The sequence below is a fragment of the Ramlibacter sp. genome, from assembly GCA_019635435.1.
Taxonomy (GTDB): domain Bacteria; phylum Pseudomonadota; class Gammaproteobacteria; order Burkholderiales; family Burkholderiaceae_C; genus JAHBZM01.
In genome coordinates this window covers 1,222,735-1,237,245 of the sequence record JAHBZM010000001.1, presented here as the reverse complement: position 1 = coordinate 1,237,245, position 14,511 = coordinate 1,222,735, and the positions used below count along the sequence as shown (strand labels likewise).

14 protein-coding genes are annotated in these 14,511 nt (G+C 67.4%); 7 read left to right on the top strand and 7 right to left on the bottom strand.

Translation table 11 applies throughout. The annotated features are described in order from the left end of the window. The first annotated feature begins 154 nt into the window (after positions 1-154). A complete protein-coding gene (locus KF796_05875; GenBank protein MBX3586151.1) occupies positions 155-433 on the top strand; it encodes a hypothetical protein in 279 nt (92 codons plus the stop codon). A gap of 38 nt (positions 434-471) precedes the next feature. On the opposite strand, the gene KF796_05870 is transcribed toward KF796_05875, so the two are convergent. The 3 genes from KF796_05870 to KF796_05860 form a co-directional block, all read right to left on the bottom strand. Next, complete coding sequence (locus KF796_05870) at positions 472-1,440, bottom strand: tripartite tricarboxylate transporter substrate binding protein (GenBank protein ID MBX3586150.1); 969 nt, start codon at positions 1,438-1,440, stop codon at positions 472-474. Between the two features lie 65 nt (positions 1,441-1,505). Beyond that, a complete protein-coding gene (locus tag KF796_05865; GenBank protein ID MBX3586149.1) occupies positions 1,506-1,973 on the bottom strand; it encodes a VOC family protein in 468 nt (155 codons plus the stop codon). Between the two features lie 75 nt (positions 1,974-2,048). Further along, positions 2,049-3,668, bottom strand: coding sequence for an AMP-binding protein (locus KF796_05860; GenBank protein ID MBX3586148.1), 1,620 nt, complete (start codon positions 3,666-3,668; stop codon positions 2,049-2,051). 232 nt (positions 3,669-3,900) lie between these two features. Here KF796_05860 and KF796_05855 point away from each other — a divergent pair, with 232 nt between their 5' ends. Genes KF796_05855 through KF796_05830 form a run of 6 tightly spaced genes read left to right on the top strand, consistent with a single transcriptional unit; the run spans position 3,901 to position 10,047 of the window. Next, positions 3,901-4,848, top strand: a complete 948-nt coding sequence (locus KF796_05855; protein MBX3586147.1) for a LysR family transcriptional regulator — start codon at positions 3,901-3,903, stop codon at positions 4,846-4,848. 13 nt (positions 4,849-4,861) lie between these two features. Beyond that, a complete protein-coding gene (gene ttcA / locus KF796_05850) occupies positions 4,862-5,788 on the top strand; it encodes a tRNA 2-thiocytidine(32) synthetase TtcA (protein ID MBX3586146.1) in 927 nt (308 codons plus the stop codon). Between the two features lie 20 nt (positions 5,789-5,808). After that, positions 5,809-6,405 carry a DUF4136 domain-containing protein gene (locus tag KF796_05845; protein MBX3586145.1) on the top strand — a complete coding sequence of 199 codons (597 nt, stop codon included), beginning with the start codon at positions 5,809-5,811 and terminating at the stop codon, positions 6,403-6,405. A 13-nt stretch (positions 6,406-6,418) separates the two neighbouring features. Beyond that, positions 6,419-7,057, top strand: a complete 639-nt coding sequence (locus KF796_05840; GenBank protein ID MBX3586144.1) for a histidine phosphatase family protein — start codon at positions 6,419-6,421, stop codon at positions 7,055-7,057. Then, positions 7,041-8,246 (top strand): DSD1 family PLP-dependent enzyme, encoded by a 1,206-nt coding sequence (locus tag KF796_05835; protein MBX3586143.1) that lies wholly within the window; start codon positions 7,041-7,043, stop codon positions 8,244-8,246. Before KF796_05840 ends, KF796_05835 begins: the two co-directional genes overlap by 17 nt. A gap of 19 nt (positions 8,247-8,265) precedes the next feature. Continuing rightward, positions 8,266-10,047 (top strand): sterol desaturase family protein, encoded by a 1,782-nt coding sequence (locus KF796_05830; protein MBX3586142.1) that lies wholly within the window; start codon positions 8,266-8,268, stop codon positions 10,045-10,047. Here KF796_05830 and ruvB read toward each other — a convergent pair. The 4 genes from ruvB to KF796_05810 are packed head-to-tail and all read right to left on the bottom strand — an operon-like array spanning position 9,996 to position 14,493. Further along, a complete protein-coding gene (gene ruvB / locus KF796_05825) occupies positions 9,996-11,054 on the bottom strand; it encodes a Holliday junction branch migration DNA helicase RuvB (GenBank protein MBX3586141.1) in 1,059 nt (352 codons plus the stop codon). The two genes, KF796_05830 and ruvB, sit on opposite strands and share 52 nt — an antisense overlap. 19 nt (positions 11,055-11,073) lie before the next feature. Then, positions 11,074-11,646: a Holliday junction branch migration protein RuvA gene (gene ruvA / locus KF796_05820; protein ID MBX3586140.1), complete on the bottom strand. Its 573-nt coding sequence runs from the start codon at positions 11,644-11,646 to the stop codon at positions 11,074-11,076. A gap of 13 nt (positions 11,647-11,659) precedes the next feature. Then, positions 11,660-12,319, bottom strand: coding sequence for a response regulator transcription factor (locus KF796_05815; protein MBX3586139.1), 660 nt, complete (start codon positions 12,317-12,319; stop codon positions 11,660-11,662). Next, positions 12,316-14,493, bottom strand: a complete 2,178-nt coding sequence (locus KF796_05810; GenBank protein MBX3586138.1) for a sensor histidine kinase — start codon at positions 14,491-14,493, stop codon at positions 12,316-12,318. Before KF796_05810 ends, KF796_05815 begins: the two co-directional genes overlap by 4 nt. Between the last annotated feature and the right edge of the window lie 18 nt (positions 14,494-14,511).

Genomic DNA, 14,511 nt, shown 5'->3' with positions numbered 1-14,511 from the left:
GGCCCAAGAATCTCTCTGCCTTGCCGGGTGCGGCGCTGAAGCGCCTCGTCGAACCTATCGGGGTCGAGCCCGTGGCCGAGAACATCTTCCGTGGGCAGAGCGGAGACATGGGCACGCCCGCCGGGGCATCCATCTGGCTGTGGACGACAGGCCTTTGCCCGACGTGCCCGCCCTGCATTGTTCGCTGCTGGCCTGCGCTTCCAACCATGGCCTGCTCCTGACGGTAACCTTGCCGCACGGCCTGAACCTGCTTCATGGGGAATTCCGGATGGCGAGCATCGATCACACCATGTGGTTTCACCGCGACTTTCGAATTGACCCGTGGCCACTGTGTCACATCGTCCCCAACGGTGCAGTGCAACCGCTCCCTGTGCTGTGGCTCCATCCACACGCAGGACGGAAGGCTGGTCGCCCCCCATGCAGGAGGGGTTGATGCGGGTGGTGTTGCGATAGACGCGGCTGCGCGCCCGGCTATTCGCTGCGCGCGCCCGAGATCGTCACCAACTTCTCGATCAGCGGACCGGTTGCCTCGTAATTGCGCAAGAAGTCACTGGAACTACCGCCCACCGCCTCCATGCCCAGATTCTGGAGCCGCACCTTCATCGCCGGAGAATGTGCGATCTCGCGCGCATGCTTCTCCAGAACGTCGAGGATCGGCCGCGGCGTCCCCGCGGGCGCCGCAAGCACGAACCAGGACATCGTCACAAACTCCGGGTCGGCAAAGCCCTCCTCCTTCATGGTCGGCACGTTGGGCAAGGCCGGCAGGCGCTTTTCGGAAAGCACCGCGATAGGACGCACCTTGCCACTCTGGATGAGCGGCAGCATGGGCGCCAGCGTGCCCAGCCCCCAAGGCACAACCCCGGCAGCGAGGTCTTGAGCGAACGGAGCTTCGCTCTTGTAGGGCACATGGGTCATCTCCAGATCTCGGCTCTTGCTCAGGTACGCGGCCACGAGATGCCCGCCCGAGCCGGTGCCGAGCGACCCATAACTGATTTTCCCCCTGCCCTTGCGCCCCCAGGCAATGAACTCCTTCATGTTTTTGACGGGGACGTCGTTGTTGACCACCAGCATCATGGTGTTCATGGCCACCTCCGAGATGACGGCAAGATCACGCTTCACGTCGTAAGGCACCTTGGCGAAGGTGTGCCGCGCGTAGTAGATCGGGGAGGAGTACGTGAACAGCAAGCGGTAGCCGTCCGCGGGTGCCTGAGCAACTGAATGAGTCCCTATCATCCCCGAAGCACCGGCCTTGTTGTCGATGACAAAAGGCTGGTGAAGGCGTTTTCTGAATTCGTCCGCCAGTACCCTTCCGAGGATGTCCGTGCCGCCGCCCGCAGCGGCCGGCACAACGAGCGTCACCGGCCGGTCCGGATAGTTTTGGGCCGATGCCATGCCGCCGCACAAGAGTGCCGCGATCGAGACAAGCATATTGAGTCGCATGAGTTTCTCCTTGAGAGGCCAAAGGGCCGGGTTGTCGGATAGATGGCGTTTGCCGCCGGGCAGCCTCATTCAGCGGCGTTCAAGCCGTAGTACGCCCGCACAGCGGGGTCGCGGCTGGCGCCAGGTTCAAAGACCTCGAGCAGCACGTCGTCCGGCGCCTTGACCATGAAATAGCCGCTGCCGGACTGCTCGCGAAGCGGACTGGGAAGATGCACGCCTGCTGCCTTCATCCGGTCGTACAGGTCGCGCAGCCCGACCACCTGCATGCCAAGATGGTGGACAGCGTTGCGGCCCTGGTCGCGCGGCAACTGGTCGTACAGGTGCATCGCGCCGATGCCTATCTTCATGAAAATATTGCGTGCGCCGGCGTAGTCGCCATCCCAGACGACCTTGGCATCAAACCACCTGGTGTAGAACGCAATCGTCTCGTCGATGTTCGAGGCGAACAGGTGGACATGCTGCAGGTGATAGCGGTCGACACGGCCATAGGGACGACCGAGGCTATGCCCGGAAGAGTCGGTGGCTTGGGTCAAGTTTGTCTCCTGATCGTTGATGAATGAGGGAAGGCACCACGGCGTTGCCGGGAGCCTGCGCCGGGATGCCCGGGCTCAGGTCTTGCGGCGCTTTTGATCGCGCAGGTCGTGCAAGCCCGGCAACCCGGGACGGAAACCGTCCGGAAAAATGCGGTGCTTCTGCACCTTCTGCGTGCCGGTGACTGGCAACTCGTCTACGAAGTAGATCCAGCCGGGCGGCTTGTAATAGGCCAGTTGCTCCGCCGCGAACTGGTGCAGGGCCAGCGCAAGCAGCCGGTCACGCGCACCGCCGCCAGCGGGCACCACGCATGCCAGCACTTCCTCATCACGCAGTTCGTCAGGCACCGCCAGCACGGCCACCTGGCTGACCAGCGGGCTGGCGGCCAGCACGGCCTCGACTTCCGCGCTCGAGATGTTTTCGCCGCTGCGCCGCACAATGTTCTTCTTGCGATCGACAAAGGTGAACAGGCCATCGGGCGAACGGGTGCAAAGGTCGCCACTGTGAAACCACCCGCCGGCCCACGCCGCCTCGGTCGCTTCGGGATCATCGAGATATCCGCTGAAGAACCCGTAACGCGGCTGTTCGGCGCTGTGGCGCACTACCAGTTCGCCCGCGATGCCGTGGGTCGCTTCGCGGCCTTCTTCGTCCACGATGCGGGCTTCCAGGCCCGGGAGGGGGCGCCCGCAGGCTCGCGTATGGATTTGCCGGGGCTCCCGGTCCACACACATGTAGCGGCCCGACTCCGTCATGCCCCAGACCTCAATGAGGGGAATGCTGAAGCGTTGTTCGAACCGCTCGTGCAGCACCGGGTCCACGCCCGCGCCGAAAGCCAGCCGCACGCCCGAATCCCTGTCGCGATCCGTTGCAGGCCGGCCCAACAGCGCTGGGATCATGATGCCGAGGTACTTGAAGCGCGTGGTCCGGGTGTCGGCAATGTCGTCCCACCAGTGGGTGGCGCTGAACCGGCCGGGCATGACGTAGCAGGAGCCGGTCACAATGGCCGAACCCAAGGTGCTGACCATGGCGTTCATGTGGTAAAGCGGCAGCGGGTTCATCTGCCTCTCCGTGCCGACGCCGATGGCCAGGTGCGGCGGCAACCCCAGGTTGTAGGTTGCGGCCTCCAGCATGTACCTGTTGGTCAGTACACAACCCTTGGGCCTGCCGGTGGTGCCCGAGGTGTAGAGGATGGCCGCAAAGCGATCCAGCGGACTGCTGAAAGCCGGCAGTTCCTTTCCCTCGGGCCTCCATGGACGGGCCAAGCCTTCAGGCCCACTGGTGCTGAGAGGCAGCGGCCTGCCGGTAGCCGCTATGGCGCTGGCCAGCAGAGGCCTCAGCGCGGGCAGCCCCACCACCGCGCCGCAGTTGGCGTGGCCCACCTGGTAGGACAGCTCGGCGACGGTCAGGTCGGTGTTCAGGGGCACCACGCACGAACCCAGCCCATTCAGCGCCAGGTAGTGGAACACAAATTCGGGACGCGATTCAAAGGCCAGCGCCACACGGTCGCCCACCCCCACGCCCTGGGCCGAATAGTGCGCCTTCAGCGTTTCGACACGCAGGCTTGCATCACCAAAACCAATTTCCTTCGCGACCTCCCAGGCACTGACCAGCCGACCGGGCACGGCCAGGAAAGGGTGGGTTTCAAAGGCCTGCGCCGATTGGCGGAACAGGTCGTACAGGCTGGTTTGGCTGCGCATGAGTCTTTCTTGCAAACGGGGCGTGGCACGCTGGACAAGTCCGGCGGTTGCGTTCCCGGGACGGGAGGAAAAGCTGTCGGGATCATGGAATGCCCGGGCATGCAGCGCCAGCCCTATTCGCAATTCATATCGATGCATTCGGGGGAGGTATTCCGCGGGGGCCGACAACAAAAATACTGTCGTCGCCCGATCCGGTGAAGTAGCATGCGCCGTTCAATACCTACCCGCCCGCATGAGTCTGGAAGCCATCGAATTGCGCCACCTGAGGTTTTTTACGGCCTTGGCGGAGGAACTGAGCTTCAGTCGCGCGGCGGTGCGCTGCCATGTTTCACAACCGCCGTTCAGTGTGGCAATCCGCAAACTGGAAGCCCACCTTGGCGTTGCGCTGGTGCTTCGCGGCAACCGTGGCGTTCGGCTGACGCCGGCGGGGGAGGCCTTCTATCAGCACGCCAAGCGGGTGATCGCCCAGGCCCAGGAGGCCTACGCGGTCAGCCGCGGCGTGGCCGGCGGAACCAAGGGGCGCTTGAGAATCGGGTTTCATGCCTCGATGCTGTTTCGGGGGCTGCCGGAGTCGGTGGCCGCGATCGAGCGGGAGGAGCCCCTGATCGAAATCGATCTGGTGGAGATGTCGTCTGACGAGCAGGTCCGGGCGCTATCCGTCGGCGCGCTGGACATGGGCTTTGTGCACACCATGTTGGCCCCCGAAGGCCTGGCATCGCTGACGGTGTACAGCGAGCCCCTGGTCGCCTGCCTGCCGCGAAGCCATCGCCTGGCAACCCATGTGGAGATTGATCTGGTCCGCCTGCAGCGAGAGCGTTTCATCATCTTCTCGCGTGCGGCCTCGCCATCCTACTTTGACCGCATCCTGTCGTTGTGTGTTGAAGCCGGATTCAACCCGAACATCCGGCACAAGGTCAGGCAATGGCTGAGCGTCGTCTCGATGGTGTCCAAAGGAATGGGCGTGGCCATCGTCCCGGCAAGCCTGGCGAACAGCGGGATTGCGGCGGCGTTTGTGCCGCTCAAGGACGCGGCAGCCATATCGACCATCCAGTGCATGTGGCTTCCTTCACAGGAGACCCCGCTGCTGCGCAGAATGCTCGGCTACGTTCATCTGCACATAGCTGCCAGATCGCCCACGGGGCTGACAAACCTGGTGACGCCTGAAAAACCGCCCCGATGAGACAATACGGGCCATGAATGCAGTCTGGATAGATGCCGAGCCGGCGGCGGCCACGTTGGAGCGCAGCCTCAAGATCGAGCGCGAAACCCACAAGCTCGAAAAGCGCCTGTGCCGCCTCATGGGGCAGGCCATTGTCGACTTCAACATGATTGAAGAGGGCGACAAGGTCATGGTGTGCCTTTCCGGTGGCAAGGACAGCTACGGCATGCTGGACATCCTGCTCAAGATGCAGGCCCGCGCGCCCATCCAGTTCAGCATCGTCGCCGTCAATCTCGACCAGAAGCAGCCCGGTTTCCCCGAGCACATCCTGCCGGCCTACCTCAAGGAACTGGGCATCCCGTTCCACATCGAGAACCAGGACACCTACTCCATCGTCAAGGACAAGATCGCGCCGGGCAAGACCATGTGCAGCCTGTGCTCGCGGCTGCGCCGCGGGATTCTGTACCGCGTGGCCGACGAACTGGGCGCCACCAAGATCGCGCTGGGTCACCACCGCGACGACCTGCTGCAGACCTTCTTTCTCAACATGTTCTTCGGCGGCAAGCTCAAGGGCATGCCGCCCAAGCTGGTGAGCGACGACGGCAAGCACATCGTGATCCGCCCGCTGGCCTATGTGCCCGAGAAAGACCTCGTGCGCTGGGCCGAGCACAAGGCCTTTCCCATCATCCCCTGCACGCTGTGCGGCAGCCAGGAGAACCTGCAGCGCAAGCAGGTGGCGGCCATGCTGCGCGAGTGGGAAAAGAAGCACCCGGGCCGCATCGAGAGCATGTTCACGGCGTTACAAAATGTCGTGCCCTCTCACCTGGCCGACGGAACGCGTTACGACTTCAAGGGTCTGAAAGCCAGCGGCGTGCCCGACGAAGAGGGTGACAAGGCCTTTGATGCCGAGGAATTTCCGCCCGCCGCCGCCTTGCCCGGCCTGCAAGTCATCCGCGTCTGATCCTGCCGCAGGAGGTGCCCATGACCGCGTCCCTCACCCGCCTGGCCGTGCTGACCGCTGCCACGCTGGCGCTGGCGGGCTGCGCCACCTCGTTCCAGCTGGACAACGAGGTCCGCAGCTTTTCCAGCCTGGCGGCACTGCCGGCGCACCCGACCTACCGCTTTGAGCGGCTGCCGCTGCAGCAGACGCCGCAGCAGAACGAGGTGGAGGCCTTTGCCGACGCCGCGCTGTTCAATGCCGGCCTGCGGCGCGACGACGCCGCCCCGCGTTACAGCGTGCAGGTGGCCGCGCGCGTGCAGCGGGCGCTGTCGCCCTGGACCGACCCTTGGGACGGCTGGGGCGGCGTGGGCGTGAATGTGGGCATTGGCATCGGCACCGGCCCCTGGGGCATGTCGGCCTTTGGCCGCATGGAGCAACCCTGGTACCGCCGCGAGGTCAGCGTGATCCTGCGCGAACTGGCCAGCCAGAAGGTCGTCTATGAGAGCCACGCCGTGAGCGATGGCCCCTGGAGCGACAACGCCGCCGTGCTGCCCGCCATGTTTGGCGCCGCGCTGCAGGGCTTTCCGGCCGCGCCGGCCGGCGTGCGCAAGGTCAACATCCAGGTCCCGGCCCGCTGAACAGAAAGAACCTTTGGAAGCCACCCGCATCATTGCCATCCGCCACGGCGAAACCGCCTGGAACGTGGACACCCGCATCCAGGGCCAGCTGGACATCCCGCTCAATGAAACCGGCCAATGGCAGGCCGCGCGCGTGGCCGAGGCGCTGGCCGGCGAGCCGGTGCAGGCCATTTACGCCAGCGACCTGATGCGTGCCAACGCCACGGCCCGCGCCATTGCCCGCACCACGGGGCGCGAGGTGGTGTCGCACGCCGGCCTGCGCGAGCGCCATTTCGGCCGGTTCGAGGGCCGCACCTTTGCCGAGATCGAAGCCACCTGGCCCGACGAGGCCCTGGCCTGGCGCAGGCGCGTGCCCGAATGGGCACCCGAGGGTGGCGAGTCGTTGCTGCAGCTGCGCGAGCGCATCGAAACCACGGCCACCGAGCTGGCCGCGCGCCATGCGGGCAGCCAGATCGTGCTGGTGGCGCACGGCGGGGTGCTGGACGTGCTCTACCGCATCGCCACCCGCCAGGAGCTGCAGGCACCGCGCACCTGGCAGCTGGGCAATGCTGCCATCAACCGCCTGCTCTGGACGCCCCAGGGCTTCTCGCTGGTCGGCTGGTCCGACAGCCAACACCTTGACCAGACCTCACGCGATGAAACCCACACCTGACACGCCCGCCCGCCCCGTGCCCGATGCCCTGCGTGAATTGGTGGGGCGGCCGGTCGATGCGATCGACACGCCCGCGCTGGTGGTGGACATCGACGCCATGCAGCGCAACCTCAGCCGCATGGCCGACTTTGCCAAAAAGCACGACATCCGCTGGCGCCCGCACGCCAAGATGCACAAGAGCTCGGCCCTGGCCAAACTGCAGATGCAGGCCGGCGCGGTGGGCGTGTGCGTGCAGAAAACCGCCGAGGCCGAGGCCATGGTGGCGGGCGGCGTGACCAATGTTTACATCAGCAACGAGGTGATTTCGCCGCACAAGCTCGCCCGGGTGGCGGCGCTGGCGCAAAAGCTCGCGGCCCAGAATGGCCGGCTGGCCATTGCGGTGGACAGCGAGGAAGGCGTGGCGCGGCTGGCCCAGGCCATGAACGAAGCCCGGGTTGGCGGCGGCAAGAGCGCGGTGATCGATGTGTTTGTGGAGATTGACGTGGGCCAGCGGCGCTGCGGCGTGGCGCCCGGCAGCGCCGCTGTGGCGCTGGCGCTGGAAATCCGCCGGCACCCGGCGCTGCGCTTTGCCGGCCTGCAGGCCTACCACGGCAAGGCCCAGCACCTGCGCGGCGCGCAGGAGCGGCGCGAGGCCATTGCGGTGGCGGTGGAAGACGTGCTGTACACCCGCAAGCTGATCGAGACCAAGGGCGTGCCCGTGGACCTGGTCACGGGCGCGGGCACGGGCAGCCTGGTGCTGGAGGCGGCCAGCGGCGTCTACGGCGAGCTGCAGGCGGGGTCGTTCCTGTTCATGGACGCCGACTACGCCAGAAATGAACGCGATCCGGCCCAGCCGCAGTTCGAGCATGCGCTGTTCGTCAAGACCCAGGTCATCAGCACCTGCGCGACCCATGTGGTGTGCGATGCCGGCCACAAGAGCCATGCCATCGACTCCGGCCTGCCCCTGGTGCACGCCTTCGAGGCCGAGACCGAGCTGGAGTATTTCAACGGCGGCGACGAGCACGGCGTGCTGCGCACCGCGGGCACCGGCCAGCGCCTGCCGGCCCTGGGGCGCTACCTGTGGCTGGTGCCCGGCCACTGCGACCCCACGGTCAACCTGCACGACTTCATGATCGGCGTCACCGGCGGCCTGCGCGCGGGCAAGGTCGAGCGCATCATCAGGGTTGATGCCAGAGGCGCATTGACCTGATCCTGCCGAGAATCGGGAGATGAGCCCCAGCCAGATCATTGTCCTTGCGACCCCGGTTTTCTTCCTGCTGATCGCGATCGAGTTCGCCTGGGGCTACGCCCGGCGCCGCAACACCTACCGGCTCAACGACGCCATCAACAGCATCGGCCTGGGCATGCTGAGCCAGATCAGCGCCGTGTTCACGCGGCTGCTGCGCGTGGGCATCTACACCGCGGTGTATGGCGCGGTGGCGATCTGGCCCGACGAGGCGCTGTGGACCACCTGGTACGGCTGGCTGCTGGCGCTGGTGTTCTACGACTTCTGCTACTACTGGCTGCACCGCGCCGGCCATGAAAGCGCGGTGTTCTGGGCGGCCCATGTGGTGCACCACCAGAGCCAGGACTACAACCTGTCCACCGCGCTGCGCCAGACCAGCTCGGGCGCGCTGCTGGGCTGGATCTTTTACCTGCCCATGGCGGTGGCGGGCGTGCCGCCGCTGGTGTTTGGCATCGTCTCGTTGATCGACCTGCTCTACCAGTTCTGGGTCCATACCGAGCATGTGCCCAAGCTCGGCTGGTTCGACCGCTGGTTCTGCAGCCCGTCCAACCACCGCGTGCACCATGCGGTGAACGACCGCTACCTGGACCGCAACTACGGCGGCGTGCTGATCATCTGGGACCGGCTGTTTGGCAGCTTCAAGGAGGAAGACGAAAAGTGCGTCTACGGCACGCGCAAGCCGCTGAACAGCTGGGACCCGCTGTGGGCCAATGCCGAGGTCTACTGGGGCCTGCTCAAGGACTCCTGGCACACCCGAAGCTGGGCCGACAAGCTGCGCGTGTGGCTCAAGCCGCCCGGCTGGCGGCCGGCCGACGTGGCCGCGCGCTTCCCCAGCGCGCCCTTTGACCTGGCCGGCGTGCAGACCTACCACCCGCCCATGAGCCGCGCCGTGATGTGGTTTGGCGCGGTGCAGTTCGTGGTGCTGCTGCAGGGCGTGGCGGGCTTTCTGTGGGTGGCCGACACGCTGCCGCTGGCGCAGTCCGCGCTGTGGCTGGGCGTGCTCAGCGCCGGCCTGTGGGCCGTGGGCGCGGTGATGCAGGGCCGCATCACCATGCTCGAGGCCCTGATGGTGGAAGCCGGGGCCCTGGCCACGGCCACCGCCGCGGCCGGGCTGGTTGACCTGCACCGCGTCTTCAAGCCGCTGGCGATGGTGATTGCTCTTGTTTTTGTAGCACACCGTGCCCGCGCAGCAAGGACTCCAGGCCGATTTGATGCATTTCTGGCGGCCGGCGTGGTGTTTTCACTGGCGGGCGATGTGCTGCTGATGTTCCCGGGCTATTTCATCCCCGGGCTGGTCGCCTTTCTCACCGCGCACCTGTTCTACATCGCGCTGTTCAAGCAGGGGCAGGCCTGGTTCCCCAGCCGGCAGGCGCTGGCGGCCACGCTGGCCATCGGCGGCGGCATGTACGCCTTTTTGTGGGCCGGCGGCCTGCCTGCGGCGCTGCGCATTCCGGTGGCGGCCTATGTGGTGGTGATCGCGCTGATGGCCGCGCAGGCCATGGGCCGCGCCACGGTGCTGAATGCCGGCGAGCAGGGGCGCGCCGCCCTGGGCGTGGCCGTGGGCGCGGGCTTCTTCATGCTCAGCGATTCGCTGCTGGCGGTGAACCGGTTCGTCACCCCGCTGCCCATGGCCCAGGCCTGGGTGCTGTCCACCTACTATGTGGCCCAGGTCCTGATCGTGCGGTGGGCGCGGCCGGTGGCGGCCGCCACGCCTCAGTCCCCGAACAGCGCGCCCGCGCTCTTGGGCGGCGCCACCCCCAGGTGACGGTACGCCGCCAGCGTGGCAATGCGCCCGCGCGGCGTGCGCTGCAGGTAGCCTTGCTGGATCAGGTAGGGCTCGATCACGTCTTCAATCGTGTCGCGCTCCTCGCCGATGCTGGCGGCAATGTTGTCCAGGCCCACAGGGCCACCGTCAAAGCGGTGAATCACCGCTTCGAGCAGCTTGCGGTCCATCACGTCAAAGCCCTGTGGGTCCACGTCGAGCATGGCCAGCGCCTTGTGGGCGATCTCGGCCGTGATGCGGCCCGTGCCCTTCACATCGGCATAGTCACGCACGCGGCGCAGCAGGCGGTTGGCAATGCGCGGCGTGCCGCGTGAGCGCCGGGCAATCTCCACCCCGCCCTCCTCGTCCATGGGCGCGTTGAGCAGGCCGGCGCTGCGTTTGACGATGCGGGCCAGTTCTTCGGCCGTATAGAACTCCAGCCGCGCGACGATGCCAAAGCGGTCACGCAGCGGGTTGGTCAGCATGCCGGCGCGCGTGGTGGCGCCCACCAGCGTGAAGGGCTGCAGGTCCAGCTTGATGCTGCGCGCGGCCGGACCCTCGCCGATCATGATGTCGATCTGGTAGTCCTCCAGCGCGGGGTAGAGGATTTCTTCCACCACGGGGCTGAGCCGGTGGATTTCGTCGATGAAAAGAACGTCGTTCTTCTCCAGGTTGGTCAGCAGCGCGGCGAGGTCCTTGGGCTTTTCCAGCACCGGGCCCGAGGTCTGGCGCAGGTTCACGCCCAGCTCGTGGGCAATGATGTGGCTCAAGGTGGTCTTGCCCAGTCCGGGCGGGCCAAACAGCAGCACATGGTCCAGCGCCTCTTCGCGCTTGCGCGCGGCGCCGATGAAAATCTCGAGCTGTTCGCGCGTCTTGGACTGGCCCACGTAGTCGTCAAACAGCTTGGGGCGAAGTGCGCGTTCAATCGCCTCTTCGTTGGGCGAGGCCGGCGCGGCCGAGACCACGCGCCTGGAGGCCGGCATGTCGAAGTCGTCGGTCTGGATGCTCATGGCGGGCCCCGTTTCGGCTTCACTTGGCCAGCGAGCGCAGCGCGAGCTTGATGCCCTCGCTCACACCCACGTCCTTGGGCAGGGTCTTGAGCGTGGCGGCGGCGTCCTTGTCGCTGTAGCCCAGCGCAACCAGCGCCTGCAGGATGTCGGCCTGCGCGTCACTGGCCACGCTGGCTCCGGCGCCCAGGTCAGGGCCGAACTTGCCCTTGAGCTCCAGCAGCAGGCGCTCGGCGGTTTTCTTGCCGATGCCCGGCACCTTGACCAGCCGGCCCGCGTCCTGCGCGGTCACGGCCTGCGCGATGTCGGCCACGCTCATGCCGCTGAGCACGCCCAGCGCCGTGCGCGGCCCCACGCCGGAAATCTTGATGAGCTGGCGGAAGGCGTCGCGCTCGCTCGCGGTGCCAAAGCCGAACAATATCTGCGCGTCCTCGCGCACCACAAAGTGGGTCAGCAGCGTGACCTTGTCACCCAGCGCGGGCAGGTTGTAGAAGGTGCTCATGGGCACATCCACCTCATAGCCCACGCCATGGCAGTCCACCAGCACCTGCGGCGGGTTCTTTTCGGCCAGCGTGCCCTGGAGTCGTCCAATCAAGATGTATTTCCAGTCAGGGGTTCACCAGCCCGCGCCGCGCGGCTTCCAGCGCGGCTTCGGCGCGCGAGGACACATTGAGCTTGCGGTAGATCTGCTTGATGTAGTCGGCGATGGTGTGGCGCGACAGGCCGAACTGCTGAGCGATCTCGGGCAGGGTGTAGCCCTTGGCCACGCGCTGCAGCACCTCGGTCTCGCGCTCGGTCAGGCTGACCTCGTTTTCCAGCTCGCGCACCAGCGCGTGGCGCCGGTTGGACGCGCCGGCAAAGTGCGCCAGCACCCGCCGCGCGATCGGCGGCGACAGCGGCGGCTCGCCCTGGGTCATGCGCAGCAGCTGGGCCACCAGGGTTTCCTGCGGCTGCTCCTTGAGCAGGTAGCCAAAGGCGCCGGCCTGCAGCGCCGGGAACAGGTGGTCGTCGTCGTCATAAATCGTCACCACCACCGGAAAGGCCGCGGGCTGCAGCTTGCGCAGCGCGCCCACCACGTCAATGCCGCTGCCGTCGGGCAGGCCCAGGTCAATCAGTGCCAGGTCAAAGCGGCCCTGCTGCACGCAGGCCAGCGCCTCGTCACGGCGGCCCGCGGTCACCACCTGCATCTGCGGAAAGGCCGCGCGCGCCACGTCGCCGAGCCAGGTCCGGATCTCGGGCAGGTCTTCGACGATGAGGGCGCTGTTCATGGCAGGTCGATGTTAGCGGATTGCACCCCGAGCGGAATCACCACCTGCAGCAGCGTGCCGCCTCCGGGCGCGGGCCCGAGCGCGTGGCGCCCCGCGAGCTTGCGCACCCGCCGCTCGATGCCGGGCAGGCCGTGGCCGGCGCCCGAGGGCGCGGCAGGCAGGCCGCGGCCGTTGTCCTGGACTTCCAGGCGCAGGGCGTCGGCGTCAAAGCCGATGCGCACGGTGCAGGCCGTGCCGCCGCTGTGGCGGATCACGTTGGACACGGCCTCGCGCAGGATGCGCGTGAGTTGCACATGGGCCCGCGCGGGCAGCACCAGCCCGGGCCCGGGCTCGTCCGCGGTCCATTGGGCTTCAAGTCCTGCGGCGCGCAGGCGCGTCACGGTCTCGGCGCGCCAGTCGGCCAGCACATCGTCGGCCGGCGCGGCCTCGCCCGCCATGCCGCGCACCGACAGGCGCATCTCGTCCAGCGCCTGGCGCGCCAGGCTGGCCACGCGGGTCCGGTCGTCTTCCTGCAGGCTGGCCTGGGCAATGGTCAGCAGCTTGGCGCCCAGGTCGTCGTGCAGGTCGGCGGCAATGCGCTGGCGCTCCTCGCGCACCACGCGCTGGTGGGACTCCTGCGACGCCAGGCCGTGGCGCACCAGGCGCAGGATCTCGTCGCCGCGGCGCAGGTCGCCGGTGTTGAACAGGCGCGCGCCACGCGCCGCCAGCCGCAGTTCCAGCCCCTGCAGTCCGCCCACGCCAGGCACGCGCAGCGCCTCGCCATTGCCCACCACCTGCACCTCGCCATCGTGGTGGCAAGTCAGCAGGTGCTGGGGCTCGAACAGCCGGTCCCACAGCGCCGTCCAGCGCGCATTGAGGTGCGCGCCGGCGCCGCCCTGCGTGACCAGGGCCACCACGTCGGGCAGCACGTCGCGGGTCTCCGGCAGCGCGCCGCGCGAGAGCCGGCGCCACAACGCCTGGCGCAAGGGAAAGTAGACCCAGCCCCCCGCGGCCAGGGCCAGCGCCAGCGCGGTTTCATTGCTCAGGGGCAGCAGCACCAGCAGCAGCAGGTCCAGCGCCACCACCAGCAGGCCGCCCAGGAACCAGAGCCAGGCCACGGCCCACCAGCGGTCCAGCCGGAACAGGCCCACCCGGCTGACCAGCGGCACCAGGCCGAGGAAAGCCAGCGCGATCCAGGCCAGGCCATAGTTCTGCGGGATCGACACCACATAGCCCGTGGCGCCCACGGCATAGGCCACAAACACCACCGAGAGCGCGGCAAACAGCAGCAGGCCCAGCCACTTGAGCTGGGCCCGCTTGACCGGGTCGCCACTCGCGGCGCGCCACTGGCGCGCATACAGCCAGGCCAGCGCCACCACCACCAGCACCGCGGGCAGGCGGAAAGCCAGCGCAATGGTGGGCAGCCAGCGCCCGCCATCCGCCAGCACCGAGAGCGTGGTCAGCGCCGCCAGCACCGGCGGAAACCAGCGCAGGCCCAGCCGGCTCGGATGCGCCCACAGCACCATGCACAGGCCGCCCGCCAGCAGGAACGAGGCCGCGTGCGACGCCACATGCAGCTCGCGCCACAGCGCCGGCGGCTGGGTCAGAAGCCGGCCGCCCCAGCCCGCCGTGCACAGCATGCCAAAGGCATAGCCCAGGCTGGCCAGCATGTACCAGCGGGCCGAGGCATCGCGCGGCCGGAACACCCAGACCGCGAGCCCGACCGACATGGACAGCAGGGCCACGGCCCAGGGGAACCAGAAACGCGGCCCCAGCTCGGCCAGCTCGCGCGGCGCGGGGGCCGCCATCTCGACGCCGCCCGCATGCTCGATGCGCACCCGCGGCTGCGCCAGCACCTGCCACAGCGCGGCGTGGCCGGCAAAAAACAGGTCCTGGTCGGCATAGCGGTTGAGAATGCCCGCGCTCTCGGTCAGCAGCAGCGGCGTGAGCGGCACCCGCACGCCGCCGGCCGACAGGGCCTGAACGCCCCGCAGCACGGGTTTGTCGCGCACCAGCGGCAGCGCGTCCACCTGGTCGCCACGCAGCACAAAGCGCCAGCCCAGCGAAGGCTCCTGCAGCGAGCGCACCAGGCCCAGCAGCGCGAACAGCACGATCAGCAGCGACGCGGCCCAGAAGCGCCAGCGCGGCAGCGGGCTGCCGGCTTCGTCATGGGGCGCGTCTACGGCTGGGGCCACGGCAGAGGGGGGAATGAA